General features: G+C 65.7%; 15 protein-coding genes. 10 read left to right on the forward strand and 5 right to left on the reverse strand.

What is annotated here, in order from left to right; translation table 11 throughout:
- The first annotated feature begins 119 nt into the window (after window positions 1-119).
- A complete protein-coding gene (locus tag DCO45_RS20400; protein WP_116927525.1) occupies window positions 120-1,070 on the forward strand; it encodes a ZIP family metal transporter in 951 nt (316 codons plus the stop codon).
- Window positions 1,071-1,088: 18 nt separating this feature from the next.
- Here DCO45_RS20400 and DCO45_RS20405 read toward each other — a convergent pair whose 3' ends face one another.
- Complete coding sequence (locus DCO45_RS20405; RefSeq protein WP_116927526.1) at window positions 1,089-1,880, reverse strand: LytTR family DNA-binding domain-containing protein; 792 nt, start codon at window positions 1,878-1,880, stop codon at window positions 1,089-1,091.
- A gap of 64 nt (window positions 1,881-1,944) precedes the next feature.
- Entirely contained in the window at window positions 1,945-2,979 is a 1,035-nt protein-coding gene (locus DCO45_RS20410; protein WP_116927527.1) for a histidine kinase, read from the reverse strand.
- 122 nt (window positions 2,980-3,101) lie between these two features.
- On the opposite strand from DCO45_RS20410, the gene argH reads away from it, so the two are divergent.
- The 4 genes from argH (at window position 3,102) to pbpC (ending at window position 13,995) form a co-directional block, all read left to right on the forward strand.
- Window positions 3,102-4,559 (forward strand): argininosuccinate lyase, encoded by a 1,458-nt coding sequence (gene argH / locus DCO45_RS20415; RefSeq protein ID WP_116927565.1) that lies wholly within the window; start codon window positions 3,102-3,104, stop codon window positions 4,557-4,559.
- A 41-nt stretch (window positions 4,560-4,600) separates the two neighbouring features.
- On the forward strand, window positions 4,601-5,587 hold the full coding sequence (locus DCO45_RS20420) for a Bug family tripartite tricarboxylate transporter substrate binding protein (protein ID WP_116927528.1): 987 nt from the start codon (window positions 4,601-4,603) through the stop codon (window positions 5,585-5,587).
- 174 nt (window positions 5,588-5,761) lie between these two features.
- A complete protein-coding gene (locus tag DCO45_RS20425; protein ID WP_243419434.1) occupies window positions 5,762-11,731 on the forward strand; it encodes an MG2 domain-containing protein in 5,970 nt (1,989 codons plus the stop codon).
- Window positions 11,728-13,995: a penicillin-binding protein 1C gene (pbpC, locus tag DCO45_RS20430; RefSeq protein WP_116927529.1), complete on the forward strand. Its 2,268-nt coding sequence runs from the start codon at window positions 11,728-11,730 to the stop codon at window positions 13,993-13,995. Before DCO45_RS20425 ends, pbpC begins: the two co-directional genes overlap by 4 nt.
- Before the next feature lie 49 nt (window positions 13,996-14,044).
- Here the strand turns inward: pbpC and DCO45_RS20435 are convergent, their stop codons facing one another.
- Together DCO45_RS20435 and DCO45_RS20440 are read right to left on the reverse strand one after the other, a co-directional pair.
- Window positions 14,045-14,365: a heavy metal-binding domain-containing protein gene (locus tag DCO45_RS20435; protein ID WP_116927530.1), complete on the reverse strand. Its 321-nt coding sequence runs from the start codon at window positions 14,363-14,365 to the stop codon at window positions 14,045-14,047.
- An 18-nt stretch (window positions 14,366-14,383) separates the two neighbouring features.
- Entirely contained in the window at window positions 14,384-15,658 is a 1,275-nt protein-coding gene (locus DCO45_RS20440) for a lytic murein transglycosylase (protein ID WP_243419435.1), read from the reverse strand.
- Between the two features lie 197 nt (window positions 15,659-15,855).
- Here DCO45_RS20440 and xdhA point away from each other — a divergent pair, with 197 nt between their 5' ends.
- From xdhA to DCO45_RS20460, 4 genes are all read left to right on the forward strand, one after another.
- Window positions 15,856-17,457, forward strand: coding sequence for a xanthine dehydrogenase small subunit (xdhA, locus tag DCO45_RS20445; protein WP_116927531.1), 1,602 nt, complete (start codon window positions 15,856-15,858; stop codon window positions 17,455-17,457).
- 1 nt (window position 17,458) lies between these two features.
- Window positions 17,459-19,882, forward strand: coding sequence for a xanthine dehydrogenase molybdopterin binding subunit (gene xdhB / locus DCO45_RS20450; protein WP_116927532.1), 2,424 nt, complete (start codon window positions 17,459-17,461; stop codon window positions 19,880-19,882).
- A 97-nt stretch (window positions 19,883-19,979) separates the two neighbouring features.
- Complete coding sequence (locus DCO45_RS20455) at window positions 19,980-21,281, forward strand: NCS2 family permease (protein WP_116927533.1); 1,302 nt, start codon at window positions 19,980-19,982, stop codon at window positions 21,279-21,281.
- Between the two features lie 222 nt (window positions 21,282-21,503).
- On the forward strand, window positions 21,504-22,139 hold the full coding sequence (locus tag DCO45_RS20460; protein WP_116927534.1) for a YbhB/YbcL family Raf kinase inhibitor-like protein: 636 nt from the start codon (window positions 21,504-21,506) through the stop codon (window positions 22,137-22,139).
- Between the two features lie 46 nt (window positions 22,140-22,185).
- Here the strand turns inward: DCO45_RS20460 and DCO45_RS20465 are convergent, their stop codons facing one another.
- A complete protein-coding gene (locus DCO45_RS20465) occupies window positions 22,186-23,847 on the reverse strand; it encodes an L-lactate permease (protein WP_116927568.1) in 1,662 nt (553 codons plus the stop codon).
- Window positions 23,848-24,122: 275 nt separating this feature from the next.
- Here DCO45_RS20465 and DCO45_RS20470 point away from each other — a divergent pair, with 275 nt between their 5' ends.
- Complete coding sequence (locus DCO45_RS20470; protein WP_116927535.1) at window positions 24,123-25,292, forward strand: alpha-hydroxy acid oxidase; 1,170 nt, start codon at window positions 24,123-24,125, stop codon at window positions 25,290-25,292.
- Window positions 25,293-25,316: the final 24 nt, after the last annotated feature.

The raw sequence follows: 25,316 nt of genomic DNA on the forward strand, positions 1-25,316 counted from the left end.
GCTACCATGCGCGGCATGTTGGAGGGGGCACGGGTGCCCGGGGGCTGCGCGGGTGAGCGATGGGCCGGCCCGGGTTGGCGGCGTTTTTGCCAAGCCCGGCCCCGCTGAAGGATGGTTTCATGACTTTGATCGCAATCGTGCTGGCGACCCTTGCTGCCGGTTTGGGCAGCGTGTGGGTGGCCGCAGCGCTGATGCGCACGGGCATTGGCAGCCAGGGCAGCCGCTTTGGTGCCCAGCACCTGCTGAGCCTGGCCGCAGGCGCCTTGCTCGCTACCGCCTTTGTGCATTTGCTGCCCGAGGCTTTCGAGAGCCAGATCAACCCCAAGGCGCTGTTTGTGGTGCTGCTGCTGGGGCTGGTGTTTTTCTTTTTGCTGGACAAGGCGGAGCTCTGGCACCACGGCCATGAGCACCGCCATGCGCTGCCCGAAGAGCGCGGCCATGCCCATGGCGAGCATGCGGACGGCGAGCACGCCGATGGCCAGCATGGCCATGCACACCACCACCACGGCCACACGCACAACAACAGCGCGGGCGGCTGGTCGCTGCTGACCGGCGACAGCGTGCACTGCTTTGGCGATGGCATTCTGATTGCCTCGGCCTTCATGGCCGATATGTGGCTGGGCATTGTGGCGGCCATCTCGGTGCTGGCCCATGAGGTGCCCCACCACATGGGTGACCTGGTCGTGCTGTCGGGCAACGGCAGCCGCAGCCAGAGCAAGGTGGCGCTGCTCAAGCTATCGCTCGCGGGCGCGGTGACGGCGCTGGGCGGCGTCGTCGGCTATTTCCTGGTCAGCTCACTGGCGGACTTTCTACCGTACTTTCTGGCCATTGCGTCGAGCAGCTTTATCTATGTGGCCCTCGCCGATCTGATCCCGCAGCTGCAGCGCCAGCTGACGGCCAAGCAGACGGTGCAGCAGGTGGTCTGGCTGGCCATCGGCATGGTGGTGGTGAGCGCGGTCAGCACCTGGGCGCATGGCGACCATGACCACCATGGGCATGGCCCGGCCGCGCAGCATGAGGCCCATGGCGCGAATGACGCGCATGGGGACCACGACGGGCACAAACACTGAGGCATAAGAGGGCGGGTATCAGGCGCCTGCGCGCAGGCCGCTGCCCTTGTTGGCCAGCAAGGCCCGCACCACCGGCAGCTGGCGCCGCGAGACCAGCAGCACATCCTCGATGCCAAACAGGCGCAGCTGCCAGCCGTCGCTGTCGTCCCCACCCCAGGCTTTTTCCAGGCAGCGTATTGCAGAAGGCGCGACCAGCGCATTGCGGTGCACGCGCAAATAGCGCTTGGCAAAGCGCGTCTCCAGATCATTGAGGCTGCCCGACCACAGGTAGGCATGGGTGGCGGTGCGCACGGTCACATATTTCAGCTCGGATTTGAAATACAGCACATCGGCCAGGCGCACCCGTTCGGTGCGGCCCCGGTCGGTGATCAGCAAGGTGTCGGTCTCGGCATCCGGCTCGGTCTGGGCCGGCGCCTGGCGCAGCGCATGGGCCTGGGCGACCAGGGCCACCTTGTGCAGCGCAGCGGCCAGGCGCTCGCGCCGCACCGGCTTGGTCAGGTAGTCGGCGGCATTGACCTCGAAGGCGCTCAGCGCATGCTCCGGGTGGGCGGTGACAAAGACCACGGCGGGGGCTGTGGGCTGCTGCTGCAGCTGGCGCGCCAGGTCCATGCCGCTGTGGCCCGGCATATGGATGTCCAGCAGCAGCACATCAAAGGGCAGGCTCTGCGCCGAGGCGCTGGCCAGCGCCTGCAGTGCCTCTGCGGCGTTGGCGGCCTCGTGCACGGCGCTGGGCGCTGGTGTTATCTCGACCAGCAGGCGCCGCAGCCGGCTTCGGGCCAGCGCTTCATCATCCACAATCAATACTCGCATGGCCGCTATGCTAGCGGAGCCCGGTGCCGCCTGCCAACACCGGCCGTCGTGTATTTGCCCCCGCTCAGGCGGGGATGCTGATGCGCACCATGTAGATGCCGTCCTTGCTCGTCGCCTTGAAGTCGTATTCGAGGTCGTAGAGCAGGCGCAGGCGCTTTTTCACATTCAGGATGGCCGTGCCGGTGCCGGCGCGCCGCTCGGGCTGGGGGGCGCTAAAAGGGCGTGGCGTGGTGTTGATGATCTGGATCTGCACCATATTGCCCCGCCGGCGCGTGGCAATGCTGATGCGGCCATGGCCATGGCTGGGCTCGATGCCGTGCTTGACGGCGTTCTCCACCAGCGGCTGCAAAAACAGCGGCGGCACGGTGGCGTCATCGGCGCGCGAGTCCAGGTTCCAGCGCACGGCCATGCGGTCGTCAAAGCGGATTTGCTCGATCGACAGGTAGCGGCGCGCCAGCATCACCTCCTCGGCCAGGGTCGAGGCCTCGCGCTTTTCGGTCAGCGCATGGCGGAACAGGTCGCTCAGGTCTTCGAGCATGGCCTCGGCTTTTTGCGGGTGGTCCTGCACCAGCGCAATGGCGCTGTTGAGCGCATTGAAGAGGAAGTGCGGGCGGATGCGCGCCTGCAGCTCGGCCAGGCGCGCGGTGGTGGCCGCCGGCGTGCGGGCCTGGGCGCGCCACTGCAGGCCCACCACCACCATCGCTGCCAAGAAGCCCCCGGCCGCTGCGCTGGCCAGCCAGGCCGTTTGCGCCGACAAGGTGGTCCACTGGTAGAGCATGGCTGCCAAGAGGCCGCAGACCACGCCCAGCGCGGCGCCCGCCAGGTACTGCACGCGCGTGCTGCAGCGCTGCAGCAGCTTTTTTTGCTGGCAGGCCAGCACCAGCCACAGCAGGCTGGCGGGCAGAACCACGGCGGTAAGCAGGGCGAGTTGAAAGAACCAGTCAGCCAGGCCGCTGGCACCAAAGGCGGCGGCAATGGCCACCACGGTCTCGACCAGGGCCACGGTGCGGCCGATCACGCTGGCGGTGCAGGCATCAAACACATAGGCGGTGCCGACGATGGCTTCGCGCGGTGCTGGATTAGTTGATGTTGCTGGCATGGTCCTGCAGGGTCGATAAAATCCTGGTTTTTCGCCCAGGGCTTTGGCGGGCCTCAGGCACAGCACCGCGGTCTGTGTTTCCGCAGCGCAACTGGCAGCTTAACCCGAATATTGCGACCTTCATGTCTACACCACAAGCTTCGTCTCCTTCGCACAACCAGCTCGATTCCAAGTCCGAAGCCTGGTCGGCGCTGTTCTCCGAACCCATGAGCGATCTGGTCAAGCGCTACACCTCCAGTGTGTTTTTCGACAAGCGCCTGTGGCAGGCAGACATCCAGGGCAGCCTGGCCCACGCGCAGATGCTCTGCGCCCAGAAGATCATCGGCGAGCAGGACCTGGCCTCCATCGAGCAGGGCATGGCGCAGATCACCTCGGAGATCGAAGCGGGCAGCTTTGAGTGGAAGCTGGACCTCGAAGACGTGCACCTGAACATCGAGGCGCGCCTGACCCAGCTGGTGGGCGACGCGGGCAAGCGCCTGCACACGGGCCGCAGCCGCAATGACCAAGTCGCCACCGACGTGCGCCTGTGGCTGCGCGGTGAGATCGACCTGATCGAAGGCCTGCTGGGCGAGCTGCAGCTGTCACTGGTCGAAGTGGCCGAGAAGAATGTCGACGTGATCCTGCCGGGCTTTACCCACCTGCAGGTGGCCCAGCCGGTGAGCTTTGCCCACCATCTGCTGGCCTATGTGGAAATGTTCAAGCGCGATGCCGAGCGCATGCTGGATGTGCGCAAGCGCGTCAATGTGCTGCCGCTGGGCAGCGCCGCGCTGGCCGGCACCACCTACCCTCTGGACCGCGAGCGCGTGGCCCAGACGCTGGGCATGGAAGGCGTGTCCCAGAACTCGCTGGACGGCGTCAGCGACCGCGATTTCGCGATTGAGTTCACCGCAGCTGCCTCGCTGTGCATGGTGCACATCAGCCGCCTGTCGGAAGAGCTGATCATCTGGATGAGCCAGAACTTTGGCTTTGTGCGCATTGCCGACCGCTTCACCACCGGCTCGTCGATCATGCCGCAAAAGAAGAACCCTGATGTGCCCGAGCTGGCACGCGGCAAGACCGGCCGCGTGGTCGGCCACCTGATGGGCCTGATCACCTTGATGAAGGGCCAGCCGCTGGCCTACAACAAGGACAACCAGGAAGACAAGGAGCCGCTGTTCGACACCGTGGACACCCTGAAGGACACCTTGCGCATCTTCGCCGAGATGATCGGCGGCCAGGTCAACCCAGCGACTGGCGCCAAGGAAGGCGGCATCACCGTGAACGCCGACAATATGCGCGCCGCTGCGCTCAAGGGCTATGCCACCGCCACTGATCTGGCCGATTACCTGGTCAAGAAGGGCCTGCCTTTCCGCGATGCCCACGAGACCGTGGCCCATGCCGTCAAGCTGGCCTCGCAAAAGGGCGTGGACCTGACCGAGCTGCCACTGGCCGAGCTGCAGGCCTTCAACCCCAACATCGAAGCCAATGTGTTCGAGGCGCTGAGCCTCGAAGGCTCGCTGAACGCCCGCAACACGCTGGGGGGCACCGCGCCCGTGCAGGTGCGTGCCCAGCTGGCCAAGCACCGCACGCGCCTGGCATAAGCCTTGCTTGATTGGCTTGTCCTTCTTCTTGAAAGCTACGCATGTCCTTGAGCCGCCGCCTTGTCTCCCTGCAACTGCTGGCCGCTGCTGCGGCCGGGTGGCTGGCTGGCCCCAGCTGGGCAGCGGGCTACAACAAGGGCAAGCCGGTGCGGCTGCTGGTGGGCTTTCCACCGGGCGGCGGCACCGATGTGATCGCACGCCTGCTGGCCGAGAAGATGAAGGACAGCCTGGGCACCTCGGTCGTGGTCGAGAACAAGCCCGGCGCCGGCGGCCAGATTGCGGCCCAGATTCTCAAGGCCTCGCCAGCCGATGGCGCCAGCTTTTTCGTCACCCACGACCACACGATCTCCATCCTGCCCCAGGTCATCAAGAACCCGGGGTTTGACCCGCATGCGGACTTTGTGCCGGTGGCGGGCTTTGCCAGCTTTGTCAATGCGATTGCGGTCTCCGACGGCCTGGGCGTGCGCAGCTTCGAGGCCTATCTGCAGTGGCTCAAAAAGCAGGGCGGCAAGAGTGCAGTGGGTATTCCGGCGCCGGCATCGACGCCGGAGTTTCTGGTGCGGGTGCTGAACCAGCGCTTCAAGACCGACCTGGTGTCCGTGCCCTACCGGGGCAGCGCGCCGATGCTGGCCGACATGATGGGCAACCAGATCCCTGCGGGCATCGGCTCGGTGCAGGATTTCATCGAAAGCCACAAGGCCGGCAAGATCCGCGTGCTGGCCGTGCTGGGCGGCAAGCGCCAGCAGGCCTTGCCCGATGTGCCGACCTTGAGCGAACTGGGCCTGCCGGGCCTGGAAGACATGCCCTACTACGGCATATACGCCGCCGCCGGCACGCCCCCCGAGATGGTGCAGGCCGTATCGCAGGCGGTTGCCAAGGCCGTGGCCGCCCCCGATGTGCATGAGCAGCTGGTGGGCATGGGGCTGAGCGTGGGCTATATGACACCCGAGCAGCTGCTGGCCCGCGAGCGCGCCTATTCGGCCGTCTGGGCCCGCATCATCCGCGACAGCGGCTTCCAGCCCCAGTGACCTTGGCTTGCGCAGCTCGCACCATGGCATCCATCGGCAGAGCCCCGGCAAGCCATTGGCCTAATCCATAGCGTCATCTTGTTGCCAAATGAAACACCTGGCTGCCCTGGGCGGCCAGCCAACACTGGCGCAGGCTAATTTTGGTACGCTCTCACCATCCTAGGGGAGAGCTCCGTGAATACAACATTACAACGCTGGCTGGCGGGCGCCGGCTGGGCCGCGCTGGGCCTGTCCGCCCATGCCACAAGCATCACATCGGTGTCACCGCAGGGCGAGGTGGCCCGGGTACGGCAAATAGTGGTCAAGTTCGATGCGGCGGTGGTGCCGATGGGCGATCTGCGTGCGGCAGCGCCCGTCAAACTCGACTGCGACAACAAACAGGCCCAGAGCCAGGGGACGGGACGCTGGACGGGCCCGCGCGAATGGGTGTTTGACCTGGCCGATGACCTGCCGCCCGGTGTGCGTTGCACGGTCGAAAAGGTCGCCAACCTCAAGGATGTTGCCGGCGAGCCGGTCAAGGGCGCGGCCCAGTACCGCTTTGCCACCGGAGGGCCGTCGGTGACGCGCGTGGTGCCCAGCAGCTACCAGCCGCTCGACAGCCGCCAGTTCTTTGGCCTGCAGTTCAATGCCGATGTCGTGACCAGCTCGGTGCAGGACAACACCTGGTGCACGGTCAAGGGCATTGGGGAGCGCATTCCAGTGCGCATCCTCTCCGCCTCGGAGTCCGATGACTTCATGCAAAGCCAGTTTGGCCGCGATAGCTTGCAGCAGCGGCCACGCCGCCATGTCGCCTTGCAATGCCAGCGGGCCTTGCCCGAGGGCGCCCAGATGAGCCTGGTGGTGGGCGCGGGGGTGAGCACCGACAACGGCGTCAAGCAGACGCGTGAGCGCCGCTTCGACTACCAGGTGCGCCCGCCGTTCACGGCCGAGTTCAGCTGCGAGCGCGCCAATGCGCAGGCCGGCTGCCTGCCGATCCGCCCGCTCAACCTGCTTTTCAGCGCTTCGGTGGACCGCAAGCTCGCCGAAGGCATCTTCCTGGAGACCTCCAAAGGCCGGGTCAAGGCGAGCTTTCCCGATGACGGCGAAGAGGGCGAGGTCAACCGCCTGCAGTTTGCGCCGCCCTTTGGCGAGAAGGAGACGATGCGTATCGTGCTGCCCCAGGGCTTCAAGGACGAATCGGACCGGCCGCTGGCCAATGCCAACCTGTTCCCGCTGCAGGTGCAAAGCGGGCTGATGCCGCCGCTGGCCAAGTTTGCCGCCTCGCCGTTTGGCGTGGTCGAGCGCTTTGCCGAAGGCGACAAGGGCCCGGCGATGTTCCCGGTAACCCTGCGCAATGTGGAGCAGGACCTGCAGATCCAGGGCCTGTCGATCGAGGACAAGGGCACTGTCTCGACCCTGCAGCTGCAAAGCGATGCCGACATCATCCGCTGGTACCGCAAACTGCAGCGCTATGACAACTGGCAGGTCAGCCGCAAGCAGGCGGCGCAGGACAGCAAGATCCCGCTGCCCAATGTGCTGCCCGATGGCGACAAGAACAATGTCGAGACCCGCATGCTCTCGCTGCTCGAAGGCCAGGCCACCAGCAAGAAGCTGGCGCTGCCCAAGACAGACAGCAAGGACCCGCGCCCCTTCGAGGTCGTTGGTATTCCGCTGGAGACCGGCTTCCATGTGGTCGAAATCGCCTCGCCAATGCTGGGTGACGCGCTGCTCAATACCGACTACGACAGCGCCCGCCGCGTGATGTTTGTGCGCAGCTCGGCACTGGTGACCAACCTGGGCGTGCACTTCAAGCTGGGCCGTGAAAACGCGATGGCCTGGGTGACCAGCCTGGACAAGGGCAAGCCGGTGGCCAATGCGCAGGTGCGCATCTCCAGCTGCGACGGCAAGACGCTGGTGCAGGGCATGACCGACAAGGACGGCGTGGCCCGCTTTGACAAGCTCGACACCCAGGCGCAGGTGCGCTGCGAGGCCGGCTCCAACAGCGACACCAGCGCTGCCTACTTTGTGAGCGCGCGCGCCACGGTCGACGGCAAGCAGGACATGGCCTTTGTCTGGAGCGACTGGCAGCGCGGCATCGAGAGCTGGCGCTTCAACCTCGAGACCGACAGCAGCCCGGTGCAGGATGTGATCGCCCACACGGTGCTGGACCGCAGCCTGCTGCGCGCTGGCGAGACGGTGTCGATGAAGCACCTGATCCGCAGCCAGACCATGGGCGGCCTGGGGCTGCCCGGCAAGGAGCAGTTGCCCAACCAGGTGGTCATCACCCATGTGGGCAGCAATGATGAGTTTGAGCTGCCCATCAGCTGGGAGCGTCCGGGCCAGGGCCTGTCGGCCGTGTCCGAGTTCAAGATTCCCAAAGCCGCCAAGCTGGGCACCTACCGCATCACGCTCAAGGGCGGCAAGGGCAAATGGGGCTCGATGGAGATGCAGACCGGCTCGTTCCGGGTGGAAGAGTACCGCCTGCCGGTGTTCAAGGGCAGCGTGACGCCGGACCAGCCTGCACCCATCGTGCAGCCGGGCAAGCTCGGCGCCCAGGTGCAGCTGTCCTACCTCTCGGGCGGCGCAGCGGCCAAGGAGGCGGTCAAGGTCTCGGCCGCGATCCAGTCGCATGCGGTGAGCTTTGAGGACTATGACACGTTCTCGTTTGGCCGGCCTTATCTGAGCCGCAAGCTGCCCGGCGCGGGCAACGATGGCGAGGACTACAGCAATGACCGCCGCGTGATTGCCGACAAGCTGGCGCTGACCCTGGATGCCAATGGCGTGGGCAAGGCCGAGATCGAGCAGGTGCCCAGCTCGGTGGCGCCGCAGGATCTGCTGCTGGAGGCGAGTTTTTCCGACCCCAATGGCGAGGTGCAGACCATCAGCCACCACAGCGTGATCTGGCCTGCATCGGTGGTTGCTGGCATCAAGGCCGAGAACTGGGCCTCCACCGACAAGAAGCTGAGCTTCCAGGCGCTGTCGCTGACGCCGTCGGGCAAGCCCGTCTCGGGCGTCAAGCTGCAGGTGCGGGCGGTGGCGCGCATCGTCACCTCCACGCGCAAGCGCATGGTCGGGGGCTTTTACAGCTACGAGAACCATGAGAGCTACAAGGACCTGGGCGTCGTCTGCAGTGGCAAGAGTGATGCCAAGGGCCTGCTCGACTGCAGCACCCAGCTGAGCGAAGGCGGCGAGACCGAGCTGATCGCCGAGGCGACGGATGACAAGAGCCGCAGCTCCAAGGCTGCGACCTCGGTCTGGGTGACCAAGCAGGGCGAGCTCTGGTTTGGCGGTGAAGACACCGACCGCATGGACCTGCTGCCAGAGAAGAAATCCTACAAGGTGGGGGACACTGCGCGCTTTCAGGTGCGCATGCCCTTCCGCGAAGCGACGGCGCTGGTGACGGTGGAGCGCGAAGGCGTGCTCTCCAGCCAGGTGGTCACCCTGCGCGGCGATGACCCCACGGTCAACCTGAAGGTGCAAGAGGGCTGGGGCCCGAATGTCTACGTCAGCGTGATGGCGCTGCGTGGCCGCCTGCGCGAAGTGCCTTGGTACAGCTTCTTCACCTGGGGCTTCAAGTCGCCGCGTGAATGGTGGACCTCGTTCTGGTACGAGGGCAAGGAATATGTGGCGCCCACCGCCCTGGTGGACCTGTCCAAGCCCGCCTACCGCCTGGGCGCGGCCGAGATCCGTGTCGGCATTGCCGACCGCCAGCTGGCCGTGACCGTCAAGAGCGACAAGGAAAGCTACCGCATCCGCAATACCGCCAAGGTCACGATCGAAGCCAAGCTGCCCAATGGCAAGCCAGCTGCGGGCGCGGCCGTGTCGGTGGCGGCTGTGGACCAGGCCTTGCTCGAACTCAAGAGCAATGACACCTGGGCACTGCTCGAAGCCATGTACCAAAAGCGATCCTGGGGCGTGGAGACCTCCACCGCCCAGATGGAAATCATTGGCCGGCGCCACTATGGCCGCAAGGCCGTGGCAGCGGGCGGTGGTGGTGGCAATGGCCAGACCCGCGAGCTGCTCGACACCCTGCTGCTGTGGCAGCCCAATGTGGTGCTGGATGCGAATGGCCGCGCCGAGGTCGATGTGCCGCTCAACGACGCACTGACCAGCTTCAAGATCGTGGCCGTGGCCGAGAGCGGTCTGGAGCTGTTTGGCACCGGCACCACCCAGATCCGCACCACGCAGGAGCTGCAGATCATCAGCGGCCTGCCGCCTTTGGTGCGCGATGGTGACCGCTATGACGCCCAGGTCACCTTGCGCAATACCACCAGCAAGCCCATGCAGGTGCTGGTCACCCCCAAGGCCACCTTGCTGCAGCTCGAGCCGCAGACAGTGGACGTGGCCGCGAACGAGGCCCGCACCGTGAGCTGGAGCGTGACGGCGCCTGCCGACATGTCGCAAAGCCGCCAGGGCGAGCTGCTCTGGGAGATCAGCGCCAAGGACAAGCAGGGCGATGCCGCCGATGCGCTCAAGGTCAGCCAGCGCGTGGTGCCCGCTGTGGCGGTGGAGACCCTGCAGGCCACCCTGGTGCAGCTCGACGGCAGCCTGGAGATGCCCGTCAGCGCACCGGCCGATGCCTTGCCCGGCCGTGGCGGTTTGAAGCTGTCGCTGGTGCCGCGCCTGGCAGAAGGCTTGCCCGGTGTGCGTGACTGGTGGCGTGCCTACCCGTATGCCTGCCTGGAGCAGACCACCAGCAAATCCATCGGCATGCAGGATGCTGCGCTGTGGAAGAGCACGATGGAACGCCTGCCCACCTACCTCGATGGCGACGGCCTGGCCAACTACTTCCCGCCGCAAGCGGGCAGCAGCAACACCGGCAGCGATGCGCTGACCGCCCACCTGCTGCAGGCCGCTTTCGAGATGAAGCGCATCGACCCCGCCTTTGCGATCCCAGCCGCGCCGCTGGGCCGCATGCAGGAAGCGCTGTCCCGCTTCATCGATGGCCGCATCGAGCGCAAGTTCTGGAGCCCGCGCTCCGACCTGGAAGTGCGCAAGCTCGCTGCCATCAATGCGTTGGCGCTGTATGGCAAGGCCCAGCCGCGCATGCTGACCAGCATCCAGATTGCGCCCAACGACTGGCCCACCCAGACCGTGGTGGACTGGCTGTCGATCCTCGGCCATATGAAGGATGTGCCCAACCGCAGCAAGCTGCTCGAAGAGGCCAACCAGATCCTGCGTGCGCGCCTGAGCTACCAGGGCACCAAGGTGCTGTTCGCCAATGAGAACAACGACTACTGGTGGTGGCTGATGCAAAACGGCGATACCACCCTGGCGCGCTTCCTGCTGGTGGTGATGGACGACCCGGCCTGGAAGGACGACATGCCACGCCTGGCCAGCAGCTTCATCAGCCGCCAAAAGAGCGGTGCCTGGACGACGACCACGGCCAACCTCTGGGGCGCGCTGGCGCTGGAGCGCTTCTCGCGCACTTATGAGTCCACACCCGTGACCGGCACGACCGAGGCCAGCATGGCCGGCAAGTCCGGTACGGTGGACTGGAGTCGCGTAACCAAGGCGCAGGACGCGATTGAGCTGCTGGCGCAGGGCGGCAAGCGCACGCCCGGCCCGACCGAGCAGGTCGCGCAGTGGCTCAACAACACCATTGACCTGCCGTGGGCCGCTGGCAACCAGAGCTTGAAGGTACAGCAAAAAGGCACCGGCAAGCCCTGGTTGACCGTGCAGTCGCAGGCGGCCGTGCCGCTCAAGCAGCCGCTGTCGGCCGGCTACACCATCAGCAAGACCGTGGTGGCCGTCGAGCAGGCCAACAAGAACCTGCCCGCCGGCCAGTACACCCGGGGCGATGTGCTGCGCGTGACCCTGGAGGTCAACGCCAGCGCCAACATGACCTGGGTGGCGATCACCGATCCGATCCCGGGCGGCGCCACCATCCTGGGCAGCGGCCTGGGCCGGGACTCGGCACTGTCCACGGCGGGCGAGAAATCGACCGGCTGGGGCTGGAAGGCCTTTGAGGAGCGGTCCTTTGAGAGCTACCGCGCCTACTACGGCTACCTGCCCCAGGGCAAGCTCAGCCTGCAGTACAGCTACCGCGTCAACAACACCGGTGAGTTTGCGCTGCCATCGACCCGCGTCGAGGCGCTGTATGCGCCCGAAATGTTCGGCATGGCGCCCAACCCCAAGGTGACGGTTGTGCCCGTGGCGCCATGAGGCTGCGCGCTATAGCCCGCTGGCGGCTGCTGGCCCTGGCCTGCCTGGTGCATGCACCACTGGCCCAGGCCGTGCCCAGCTTTGGCGAGGTGCGCCAGGACTTCAGTTCGTCGGAGACGCGGGTGCTGTCGCGCGAAGGCGAACTGCTGCAGAGGGTGCGCACCGACAGCACGGTGCGCCGGGGCGATTGGGTGGCACTGGGCGATGTGTCGGCTGCGCTGCGCACCGCCATGCTGTTGAGCGAGGACAAGCGCTTTTACGAGCACAGTGGCGTGGACTGGGCTGCCGTCACATCGGCTGCCTGGGGCAACCTCTGGAACCAGCGCACACGCGGGGCCAGCACCATCAGCATGCAGCTGGCCGGCCTGCTTGACGGCGACTGGCGGCGCAGCAATGGTGGCCGCTCGGTGGTGCAAAAGGTCGGCCAGACGGTCGCTGCCCAGGTGCTGGATAGGCGATGGCAGAAAACCCAGATCCTGGAGGCCTACCTGAACCTGGTGCCTTTCAGGGGCGAGCTGGTGGGCATTGATGCGCTATCGCGCACCTTGTTTGACAAGGCTCCCCATGGCTTGGATGACCGCGAGGCGGCGGTGGCCGCCGCGCTGGTGCGCGCGCCCAATGCGCGGCCCAGCCAGGTGGGCCAGCGCGCCTGCGGGGTGCTCAAGGAGATGCGGCGCGATCCCAAGCTCGACTGCGAAGCGATCGTGTTCTTCACCGAGATCGCGCTGAAAAAGCGTGCCTTTGATGCCAGCGAAGGGATTGCGCCGCACTTCAGCCGCATTGCGCTGCGCGAGGCACGGCAAGGCGCGGATGGCAAAACCCAGCAGGCGGCCATGGCCAGCCTGCGCACCACCTTGAGCGCGCCGCTGCAGCGCTATGCGGTCGATATGCTGGGCCAGCACCTGCAGGCCTTGCAGGGCAGCAATGTGCAGGACGGCGCGGTGCTGGTGCTGGACAATGCCAGCGGCGAGGTGCTGGCCTGGGTCGGGTCCTCTGGCGCACTGAGCCAGGCACATGCTGTGGATGCGGTGCTGGCGCCGCGCCAGCCGGGCTCGACCTTGAAGCCCTTTCTCTATGGCCAGGCGATTGCCGAGCACAAGCTGACGGCTGCGTCCTTGATCGAGGACTCGCCCGCGCGCATTCCCACGGCCAGCGGCCTCTATATTCCGCAGAACTACGACCGTAGCTTCAAAGGCTGGGTGTCGGTGCGCACGGCGCTGGGCGCCTCGCTCAATGTGCCGGCGGTGCGCACCCTGGTGATGGTGGGCGTCGACGATTTCTTTGACCAGCTGGTGCGCCTGGGCATGCCGATGCGCGAGAGCGGCAGCTATTTTGGCTACAGCCTGGCGCTGGGCAGCCCCGATATTCCGCTGGTGCAGCTGACCAATGCCTACCGCGCGCTGGCCAACGGCGGGCGCTACAGCCCGGTGGCCTATACGCGTGGCGGCAAGCCGCAGTTCCGCCAGGCCATGGATGCGGGCGCCGCCTATGTGGTGGGCGATATGCTGGCCGACGGCAATGCCCGCGTGCGCACCTTTGGCCTCGATAGCGTGCTGGGCACGCGCAGCTGGGCGGCGGTGAAAACCGGCACCAGCAAGGACATGCGCGACAACTGGGCCGTCGGCTGGTCAGACCGCTACACGGTGGGCGTCTGGGTCGGCAATGCCAGTGGTGAAGCCATGCATTCGGTCAGCGGCACCAGCGGCGCGGCACCCGTCTGGGCCAGCATCATGGCCTTTTTGCACCAGGGCCAGCCCAGCCGCGCGCCCAAGGCGCCGGCCGGTTTGCAGGCGCAATGGGTGGATTTTGGCCCCGCGCCTGCTGGGCAATCGGGCGCCGGTTTTGCGCTGGAGGCGCGGCGTGAGGAGTGGTTCCTGGCCGGCACCGCGCAGCCGCGCTTTGCGCTCGATGGCCAGGCGACCGGGGTCGATGAGATGGTCGGCGGCCGCAGCGTTGCCGGGCGATCGGCTGACGGCAACGGTGCAGCAGCCCCGCCTGCAGTGCGCATTCTGGCCCCGGCCAACGGCACGATTGTCGCGGTGGACCCGGACATTCCACCCGAGCGCCAGCGCCTGCAGTTTGTCGCCGATTCGGCCGCTGCCCGCTGGCGCATCGATGGCAAGGATGTTGCGCGCGGCGCGCGCTGGGCCTGGCTGCCCTGGCCGGGCCGCCACCAGGTGGAGCTGGTCAATGCACAGGGCGAGGTGCTGGACAGCATCCGCCTGGAAGTGCGCGGCGCGGGCGTCAAACAGGCCAAGCGCTAACGATATGCGGCAGCCACCAAGGGGGCTGCTGCAGCGATGACAGCCGCTCTTAACCGACCACCACGGCCGTGCCGCTGGCCGAGACCATCAGCATGCCGTTGTCCTTGCCCAGCACTTCGTAGTCGAGGTCGATGCCGACGACGGCATTGGCGCCCAGCGCCTTGGCGCGCTCCTGCAGCTCATTGAGTGCAATGTCTCTTGCCTTTTGCAGCTCTTTTTCGTAGGTGCCCGAGCGGCCGCCGACGATATCGCGGATGCCGGCAAACCAGTCCTTGAAAAAGTTGGCGCCCAAAATGGCTTCGCCGTTGACGATGCCGCAGTAGCGGCTGATGCGCTTGCCTTCAATGCTGGGGGTGGTGGTGACAATCATGGTGTGGCTCCAGCGGTATCAGTTGACGAGCGCGCGCAGCAGCTTTTGGCCGGCGCGGCCATCGGCCTCCATGCCCAGGCGGTTTTGCTCGGCCTTGATGGCTTCGCGTGTCTTGGCGCCAATCATTCCATCGGGTTCGCCAATCGCATAACCCCGGGTCAGCAGCGCCTGCTGCAGCTCCTTGTTCTGCGCGCGCGACAGGCCCAGGTCGTCGGTGGGCCAGGGGGTGACAAAGCTGATCTGGCGCTGCTGGGTGTCGGCCACCAGGTTGGACAGCTGCGCAATGGCCAGGCCATAGTTTTCCGAGGCGTTGTAGCTGTAGAGCGCATCAAAATTGCGCCCCACCAGGAAGGCGGGGCCGCCGGCGGCCGGGATCATCAGGCCGGCCGATGGCAGCGAATCGGGCAGTGGATCGCCATTGGCCAGGGTGACGCCGGACGAGCGCCAGAAGTCCAGCGGCTTCTTGTTCTTGCGGCCGGCATCGGCGGTGCTGAAACCACTGGGCAGCTTGACCTCAAAGCCCCAGGGCTGACCCGGGCGGTAGCCCGCGTTCTTCAGGAACATGGCGGTCGAGGCCAGCGCATCGGGCACGCTGTCGACGATGTCGCGGCGGCCATCGCCGTCAAAGTCCACGGCGCTGCGGAAAAAGGTGGAGGGCATGAACTGGGTCTGGCCAAAGGCGCCCGCCCAGGAGCCCACCAGCTTGGACTCGGCAATATGGCCTTCTTGCAGAATGCGCAGCGCGCTGGCGAACTCGCCCCGGAAATAGGCCTGGCGGCGGCCAAAGCAGGACAGGGTGCCCAGCGACTGCACCAGCGAGCGCCCGCCCAGGTTCTGGCCGAAGTTGCTCTCCACACCCCAGACGCCGATGACGATCTGCGGGGCAACGCCGGTGCTCTGTTCGATCTGGTCCAGGGTGTCCTTCCACTTGGCATAGGCGGCGCGGCCCTCGGCCACGCGCTGCTCGTCGACCAGCACGGCGATGTAGTCCCAGACGGGCATCGTGAACTCGGGCTGGCGGTTGAGCAGAGGCAGCACCGTGGCATCGGGCTGGAGCTGGGCGGTGTACTGGCTGAAGGTGGCCGGCGTGATTGCGGCAAAGGCCTTGCTGCTGCGCAGCTCGCTCAGACAGGACTGGAACTCGGCCTGGCTCAGATTCGGCGGCTCTTGCGGCGCGCTGGTCTGGGCAAATACGGCGCAGGCGGCAAGGCCCAGGCTGACGGCGGTGGCGAGCTGGCGCATCGCAGGGTGGGGGCGGCGGAACATCATCCAGGCAATATACCTGCTTGCCATGGCCGCAGCCCTGGTAAACCCGCAAGGCGCGACCATTGCTTACGTTTTTGCGGGTCAGAAAGATACGGGTTAACCCAAAAATATACGCGCTGCACCATAGCGCCTATCGCTGGCTTGTTATGCCTGGCGCTGCGCGGCACACTACGCTTGTACACAGTTTTGCAGACCGGCGCGGCAATGCGCGACCGAGCCCCACCATGAGCCCCATGACCGCCCCACAAGCCATCCGTTTCTACCACCAAGGCCGTATCACTGAAGTTGAAGGCCTGGCCCCCACGCGCAGTGTGCTGGACTGGCTGCGCGAGGACGCGCGCTGCACCGGCACCAAGGAGGGCTGCAATGAAGGCGATTGCGGCGCCTGCACGGTGATGCTCGCTGAGCTGGCCGAACCGGGCGATCCGCAGGCCGTGCAAGGCCTCAAGCTGCAGACCGTCAATGCCTGCATCCAGCTGCTGCCCAGCCTGCATGGCAAGGCGCTCTTTACGGTGGAAGACATGAAGACCAGCTGCCGCCCCAAAGATGCCGGAAAGGCTTGCGGCGATCTGCACCCGGTGCAGCAGGCCATGGTGGACTGCCATGGCTCGCAATGCGGCTTTTGCACGCCCGGTTTTGTCATGTCGCTGTGGTCCGTGTATGAGCGGCAGCAGGCCAGCCAGGGCGCGGCGCCCACGCGCCAGCAGCTGGCCGACGCGCTGAGCGGCAACCTCTGCCGCTGCACCGGCTACCGGCCGATTCTGGATGCTGGCCAGCAGATGCTGGACCTGCCCGCCCGCCAGCTGGATGCGGCGCCCGTGGTGACGGCCCTGCAGGCGCTGCGCAGCGATGCTGACTGGAGCTATGCCTACAGCCCCAGCGGCGGCCAGCCCCAGCATTTCCACGCGCCGGCCAGCGTTGAGAGCCTGGCCCAGCTGCGCGCCGCGCTGCCCGATGCCCGCCTGATCGGCGGCACCACCGATGTGGCCTTGTGGATCAACAAGCAGTTCCGGCCGCTGGGCGATTTGATTGCCGTGGGGCGCGTGGCGGAGCTGCGCCGCATCGAAGAGCGCGATGGCATGCTCTGCATTGGTGCGGGTGCTTCGCTGGAATCGGCCTGGGCCGCACTAGCCCAGCGTTTTCCCTCGCTCACCGAGGTCTGGCTGCGCTTTGCATCGCCCCCTGTGCGCCATGCCGGCACCATGGGCGGCAATGTGGCCAATGGCTCGCCGATTGGCGATGCCCCGCCGGTGCTGATGGCGCTGGATGCCGAGATCGAGCTGCGCCTGGGCGAGCGCCTGCGGCGTATGCCGCTGACCGATTTTTATGTGGACTACATGAAGAACCAGCTGGAGCCCGGCGAGTGGGTGCAGGGCCTGCGCGTGCCGCTGGCGGTGCAGGCGCGCCAGGTGCGGGCCTACAAGATCAGCAAGCGCTTTGACTGCGATATCTCGGCACTGTGCGCGGGCTTTTCGCTGCAGCTGGATGCCCAGGGCCAGGTGGAGACCGTGCGCCTGGCCTTTGGCGGCATGGCGGCCACAGTGCGGCGCGCCGCCAAGGCAGAAGCTGCGCTGCTGGGCCAGGCCTGGACGGTGCAGGCCGTGCAGCGCGCCCAAGCCGCGCTGGCCGAGGATTTTCAACCAATGACCGACATGCGGGCGAGCGCCGCTTACCGCCTCAAGGTGGCGCAGAACCTGCTGCAGCGCCTGTGGCTGGAGACCCGGGCCGATGCCCCCTTGCCAGCCGATGCCACTACCGTCTGGGCCGCGATGCCGCATTGGGTCAGCAGCGCCCAGGCCCCGCAGGCCGCAGCCACCGGAGCCTGATATGAACACCTCGATCCCCAAGCATGTGTTGGCAGGCGCCGAAGCCTTTGCCGATTACCGCGACAACCAAAAGGCACGCATCGACGTGGCGCAGGAAGCGCGGGCGCGCCAGCAGGGCCACCAGGTCGGCATCAGCCGCAGCCATGAGTCTGCCGCCTGGCATGTGGCCGGTGAGGCCGCCTATATCGACGATATGCCTGAGCTGGCTGGCAGCCTGCATTGCGCGCTGGGCCTGTCGCCCATTGCCCATGGCCGCCTGCTCTCCATGGATGTGGACGCGCTGCGCGCCCAGCCCGGTGTGGTGGCGGTGCTGACGGCGGCCGATATTCCCGGCGTCAATGACTGCGGCTCCATCATCCATGACGACCCCATCCTCTGCGATGGCGAGATCCGTTACCTGGGCCAGCCGATGTTTGCGGTGCTGGCCCGCGACCGGCAAACCGCGCGGCGTGTGGCCGCGATGGCGCGCAAGCTGGTCACGGTAGAGGAGGCCGAGCCGGTGCTGACGCCGCAGCAGGCCCATGCACTGGGCCAGTATGTGATGCCACCGATGCAGCTGGTGCGCGAGACCGATGCCGGCGGCGCCCCCCAGGCCATCGCCCAGGCCCCGCACCGGCTGCAGGGAACCTGGGAGGTGGGCGGCCAGGAGCAGTTCTACCTCGAAGGCCAGATCAGCTACGCCATCCCCAAGGAGGGCGGCGCGATGCATGTGCTGTGCTCCACCCAGCATCCCAGCGAGATGCAGCACCTGGTCGCGCATGCGCTGGGTGTGCAGTCGCATGCGGTGCATGTGGAATGCCGGCGCATGGGCGGCGGCTTTGGCGGCAAGGAATCGCAATCGGCGCTGTTTGCCTGCGTGGCGGCGGTGGCGGCGCGCAAGCTGGGCCGGCCCGTCAAGCTGCGGCTGGACCGCGACGATGACTTCATGATCACCGGCCGGCGCCATTGCTTCTGGTACGAGTACGACATTGGCTATGACGATGCTGGCCGCATTCTGGGCGCCGAGGTGACCATGGTCTCGCGCGCCGGCCACTCGGCCGATCTGTCGGCGCCGGTGATGACCCGCGCGCTCTGCCATTTCGACAATGCCTACTGGCTGCCCAATGTGCGCATGCGCGGCTTCATGGGCAAGACCAATACCCAGAGCAATACCGCGTTTCGCGGCTTTGGCGGGCCGCAGGGCGCGATCGTGATGGAGAACATCATGGACTCGATCGCGCGGCAGCTGGGCAAGGATGCGCTCGATGTGCGCCGCGCCAATTTCTATGCCAAGGACAGCGGGCAGTGCACGCCCTATGGCCAGGAGGTGGACGACAACATCATCGACGAGCTGGTGGCGCAGCTGGAGGCGCGCAGCGACTACCGGGCGCGGCGCGCGCAGGTCGATGCCTTCAATGCCACGAGCCCCGTGCTCAAGCGTGGCCTGGCGCTGACACCGGTCAAGTTCGGCATCTCCTTCAACGTCAAGCACTTCAACCAGGCCGGCGCCCTGGTCCATGTCTACAACGATGGCTCCATCCTGGTCAATCATGGTGGCACCGAGATGGGCCAGGGCCTGAACACCAAGGTGGCCCAGGTGGTCGCGCATGAGCTGGGCGTGGCCTTTGAGCGGGTGCGGGTGACGGCTACCGACACGACCAAGGTGGCCAACACCTCGGCGACGGCGGCATCGACCGGTACCGACCTGAACGGCAAGGCCGCGCAGGATGCGGCGCGCCAGATCCGCGAACGCCTGGCGGCCTGCCTGGCGGCGCAGCACGGAGCCGACCCGGCATCGGTGCGCTTTGTCAATGACGAGGTGCATTGCGCGGGCCAGAGCCTGCGTTTTGAAGCCCTGGTCAAGCAGGCCTATCTGGAGCGGGTGCAGCTGTGGTCCGATGGCTTTTATGCGACGCCTGGCCTGTCCTGGGATGGGGCGGCAATGCGCGGCCGGCCCTTCTTCTACTTTGCCTACGGCGCGGCTGTGAGCGAAGTGGTGGTGGACACCTTGACCGGCGAGAGCAAGCTGCTGCGCGCCGATGTGATCCATGATGTGGGCCAGTCGCTGAACCCGGCCGTGGACATTGGCCAGGTCGAGGGCGCGTTTATCCAGGGCATGGGCTGGCTCACGATGGAGCAGCTGGTCTGGCACCCCAAGACCGGTGCCTTGATGACCCATGCCCCCAGCACCTACAAGATCCCGACCGCCAACGACTGCCCGCCCGTGCTGAACGTGCAGCTGTTTGACGGCGCCAACCCGCACGAGACCATCCACCGCAGCAAGGCGGTGGGCGAGCCGCCGCTGCTGCTGCCGTTCTCGGTGCTGTTTGCGATACGCGATGCGGTGGCTGCAACCGGCGCGCCCGGTTGCTGCCCACCGCTGCGCGCACCGGCCACGGCCGAGGCGGTGCTCGACGCCATCGCGGCCGTGCAGACAGGGCTTTGACGGCGCAGCCCGGCAGCCTGCGCGGGCAGCTGCGATACTCGCCGCCTTCGATACGAATCAGCTTCCCATTAACGATGCATAACCACGAGGAGCAGCCATGAGCGCGCTGGACAATTATTTCAAGCTGGGAGAGCACGGCACAACGGTGCGGACCGAGGTGCTCGCGGGGATCACTACCTTTTTGACGATGGCCTACATCATGTTCGTCAACCCCTCCATCCTGGGGGACGCGGGCATGCCCAAGGGCGCGGTGTTTGTCGCCACCTGCCTGATTGCGGCGCTGGGCTCGGTGCTGATGGGGCTGTATGCGAACTACCCGATTGCGGTGGCGCCCGGCATGGGGCTGAACGCCTACTTTGCCTATGTGGTGGTGCTGGGCATGGGCTACACCTGGCAGGCGGCGCTGGGGGCGGTCTTTGTCTCGGGGTGCCTGTTCTTGCTGGTGACCATCTTTCGCATACGCGACCAGATCATCAACGGCATACCGGCTTCGATCCGCGTGGCCATCACCGTCGGTATCGGGCTCTTTCTGGCGCTGATTGCGCTCAAGAGTGCCGGGGTGGTGGTCGAATCCAAGGCCACCTTGGTGACCTTGGGTGATCTGCATTCGCCATCGGTGATCCTGTTCACGCTGGGCTTTTTCCTGATCGTGGTGCTCGACCGCCTGCGCGTGCCCGGCGCCATCCTGATCGGCATTCTGGCCGTCACCGTGGCCTCTTTCATCTTTGGCGGCAACCAGTTCCAGGGCGTGTTCTCGGCACCGCCATCGATCGCGCCCACCTTCCTGCAGCTCGATATCAAGACCGCGCTGTCCAGCGGCTTTCTGAACGTGGTGCTGGTGTTTTTTCTGGTCGAGCTGTTTGATGCCACCGGCACCCTGATGGGCGTGGCCAAGCGCGCCGGCCTCCTGGTGCCCGGCAAGATGGAGCGCTTTCACCGCTCGCTGCTGGCCGACAGTGGTGCGATCTTTGCCGGCTCGCTGCTGGGCACGTCCAGCGCCACCGCCTATGTCGAGAGCGCCTCGGGTGTGCAGGCCGGTGGCCGCACAGGCCTGACCGCTGTCACCGTGGCGGTGCTGTTCCTGGCCTGCTTGTTCATTGCGCCTTTGGCTGGCTCGGTACCCGCTTATGCCACTGCTCCTGCGCTGCTGTTCGTCGCCTGCCTGATGCTCAAAGAGCTGACCGAGGTGGACTGGGCCGATACGACCGAGGCCATTCCCGCTGCCATCACTGCCGTGATGATGCCCTTCACCTACTCGATCGCCAACGGCCTGGCCTTTGGCTTTATCTCCTATGCGGCCATCAAGCTGTTCACCGGCCGCGCCCGCGAGGTGCACTGGATGGTCTGGATCATTGCGGCGCTGTTCCTGTTCAAGTTTGCCTATATCGGCGGGCATTGAGGCCTGGCCCTATCGGTTTGCGGGAGGGGGATGACTGACAGCTGCGCAGCAGCCCGCGGGGATCCTCTGCAAAACTCCCTGCCGTGGTCTGAACGCGGTCTCGGGCGATCCGCATCCATCCCGCTTGGCGAGGGTTTTACAGAAGATCCCTAGAATTTGCCAATGTGCCCTGACCCCGGTCGAGGCCCTTTGGCTTTTTCATACCCGCAAAGGATTTATCAGATGCAGCTCAGCAGCCATAGCTTTCAAGACGGCCAGGCCATTCCTGGCGAGTTCGCTTTTGCCGTGCCCGATGCGACAGCCCATGTCTTGCTGTCGTCCAACCGCAATCCGCACCTGGCCTGGCGCGATGTGCCCGCCGGCACGCAGTCCTTTGTCATCGTCTGCCATGATCCCGATGTGCCCAGCCGGGGCGATGATGTGAACCAGGAAGGCCGCACGGTGCCGGCCGATCTGCCCCGGGTCGATTTCTTCCACTGGTTGCTGCTGGACATTCCAGTGGGCACCACCGAGATCGCCGCCGGTGCACAGTCAGACGGCATCACCGCCCATGGCAAGCCGGGCCCCGCTGCGCCCCAGGGCCTGCGCCATGGCATCAACGACTACACCGGCTGGTTTGCCGCCGATGCGCAGATGCAAGGCGAGTACTACGGCTATGACGGCCCCTGCCCACCCTGGAACGACAGCCTGGTGCACCACTATGTGTTCACGGTCTATGCGCTGGCCACGCCCAGCTTGTCAGTCGACGGTGCACTGACGGGTGCCAATGTGCGCGCCGCGCTGGCCAGGGCCCCGGTGCTGGGCCAGGCCAGCATTACCGGCTTGTACAGCCTGAACCCTGCGGTCCCTGCTGTTTAACAACTGGGATGCGATGAACGGGGCTCCTCTGGGAGCCCCGCTGTGTTTACTTCACCACCATCAAGGTGAAGGGGTAGACATAGGCCTGCAAGGTGACAAAGATGCCCACCAAGGTGGCGAGCGCCACCGAGTGGAAGAACACATAGCGCAGGATGTCGCCCTCATGGTTGAACCAGCGCGTGGCGGTAGAGGCCACGACGATGGACTGTGCATCGATCATCTTGCCCATCACGCCGCCCGAGCTGTTGGCCGCGCCCATCAGGTTGGGTGACAGGCCCAGCTGCTCGGCAGCCACCTTCTGCATGCCGCCAAACAGCACGTTGGATGCGGTGTCCGAGCCCGTCAGCGCCACGCCCAGCCAGCCCATCATCGTGCCAAAGAAGGGGTAGAACACGCCGGTGTTGGCAAAGGCCAGGCCCAAGGTGGTGTCGGTGCCGGAGTAGCGGGTGAGGGTGCCCAGCGCCAGCATCAGCACAATGGTCAGCAGCGAAAAGCGTACCAGCCAGATCGTCTTGAAGAACTGCTTGATGAGGGCCAGCGGGCTGTACCTCATCACCAGGCCGCCGACGATGGCCGACAGCAGAATGCCGGTGCCGGTGGCTGACAGCAGGTTGAGTACATAGACCGCGCCTTCCTTGGTGGGCTGAGGCACGACGGGTGGCACCTTCTCGATCATGTTGTGCAGCCCCGTCATCGGGAAGGATGGCGCAAACAGGCCGTTGAGCGCGGCCTTGACCGAGGGCAGGCCCCAGATGAACACAAACACCGTCAGGATGGCCCAGGGCGTCCAGGCGCGGATCACATCGGCGCGGGCATGGGCCACCACGGCGCGCGGCTTGGCCGTGCTGTCTTCGCTGGTGTCGCGGCTCTTGAGCGAGGTGCTGCGCCAGATGTTCTTGGGCTGCCACACGCGCAGAAAGCCGATCAGGCAGCCCATGGAGACGATGGCGGCAATGATGTCAACCAACTCCGGGCCGATAAAGTTGGACACGAGATACTGCGGAATCGCAAACGACAGGCCGGTGACGAGGATGGCCGGCCAGATCTCCACCATGGCCTTGCGGCCGGCAAAGGCCCAGATCAGCCAGAACGGAACCAGCACCGAGAAGAAGGGCAACTGGCGGCCGACCATCGCGGTGACCTCCATCAGGTCATAGCCATGGACCTTGGCCAAGGTGATCACCGGCGTGCCCAGCGCGCCAAAGGCGACGGGCGCGGTATTGGCAATCAGCGACAGGCCCGAGGCGGCCAGCGGCGAAAAACCCAGGCCGATCAGAATCGCCGCCGTGACTGCGACTGGCGTGCCAAAGCCTGCCGCACCTTCAAAAAAGGCGCCAAAGGCAAAGGCGATCAGCAGCAGCTGGATGCGGCGGTCCTCGGTGATTCCGGCAATCGAGTCCTGCAGGATCTTGAAGCTGCCGTTGTGCTCCGTCAGCTGGTGCAAAAAGATGATGTTCAGCACGATCCAGCCAATGGGCAGCAGTCCGGTCAAACCGCCGAAGACCGCTGCGCGGCCCGCCATATCGGCCGGCATGCCATAGACCACGATCGCTATGAGCAGTGCGCAGACCAGGCCGGCGCCGGCCGCAATATGTGCCTTGAGGTGGAGAAAACCCAGCCCTACGAGCATCACCACCACCGGCAGCGCCGCCAGCAAGGTGGAGAGCACCATATTGCCCACCGGGTTGTAGATCTGTTGCCAAACCATGCCTGACTCCTCGTTGTAGCGCAGCGCAAGCGCGCGGCCGGAGGCCATGCACCACCAGGATGGCTATGCACTGCTGTTATGCCAAAAACACCTGGATGGATAGAACATCGACATAATGTCGGCCTAGCTGTCTGCCCGTAGTCCTGTAAAACCCCTAGCTCTTGTAACGAAGGTGTGGGGTTTGCCGCCTGCGTGACAAGGACGCCGGGCACAGCGGGTTACACAGGGGCCTGGCCACCAGCGCCGCTGCAGTGGCTTGATAACAAGGAAGATTTGTGGCTGATTTATCCAAGATCACATGTATTGAAGATTTGCGCGTCCTGGCTGAAAAGCGTGTGCCGCGGATGTTTTACGACTATGCGGACTCGGGCTCCTACACCCAGGGCACCTACCGCGACAACGAGGCAGCCTTCCACAAGATCAAGTTGCGCCAGCGCGTGGCAGTCAATATGGAAGGGCGCAGCACGCGCAGCACCATGGTGGGGCAAGAGGTCAGCATGCCCGTGGCCATTGCGCCCACGGGCCTCACGGGCATGCAGCATGCCGATGGCGAAATCCTGGCGGCCCGCGCGGCCAAGGCCTTTGGCATCCCGTTCACCTTGTCGACGATGAGCATCTGCTCGCTCGAAGATGTGGCCGAGCACACGGGCCGCCACCCCTTCTGGTTCCAGCTCTATGTGATGCGCGACCGGGGCTTTATGGAGCGCCTGATCGACCGCGCCAAGGCGGCCAATTGCTCGGCGCTGCAGCTAACGCTGGACCTGCAGATCCTGGGCCAGCGCCACAAGGACATCAAGAACGGCCTGTCCACACCGCCCAAGCCGACGATCAAGAACCTCATCAACCTGGCGACCAAGCCGCGCTGGTGCATGGGCATGCTGGGCACCAAGCGCCGCACTTTTGGCAATATCGTCGGCCATGTCGATGGCGTGGCCGATGTGAGCTCGCTGTCGTCGTGGACGGCCGACCAGTTCGACCCCTGCCTGAACTGGGGCGATGTGGAGTGGATCAAGAAGCGCTGGGGTGGCAAGCTGATCCTCAAGGGCATCATGGAGGCCGAGGATGCGCGGCTGGCTGCCGAGACCGGGGCCGATGCACTGATCGTCAGCAACCATGGCGGCCGCCAGCTCGATGGCGCGCCTGCGACGATTGATGCGCTGCCGTCCATCGTGCAGGCTGCCGGCAAGGACATCGAGGTCTGGCTGGACAGCGGCATCCGCAGTGGCCAGGATGTCCTCAAGGCCCGCGCGCTGGGCGCCCAGGGCACGTTGATCGGCCGCAGCTTTCTGTACGGCCTGGGCGCTTATGGCCAAGAGGGCGTGACGCGCGCGCTGCAGATCATCCACAAGGAGCTCGATGTGTCGATGGCCTTTTGCGGCCACACCAACATCAACAATGTGGACCCGCGCATTCTGGTGCCCGGCACCTATCCCCAGCCTTATTGAGCGGAGCAGGGGGCAGGCAGCGTG

Source organism: Comamonas sp. JNW (genome assembly GCF_003105075.1).
In the GTDB taxonomy this organism is placed as follows: domain Bacteria; phylum Pseudomonadota; class Gammaproteobacteria; order Burkholderiales; family Burkholderiaceae_C; genus Comamonas; species Comamonas squillarum.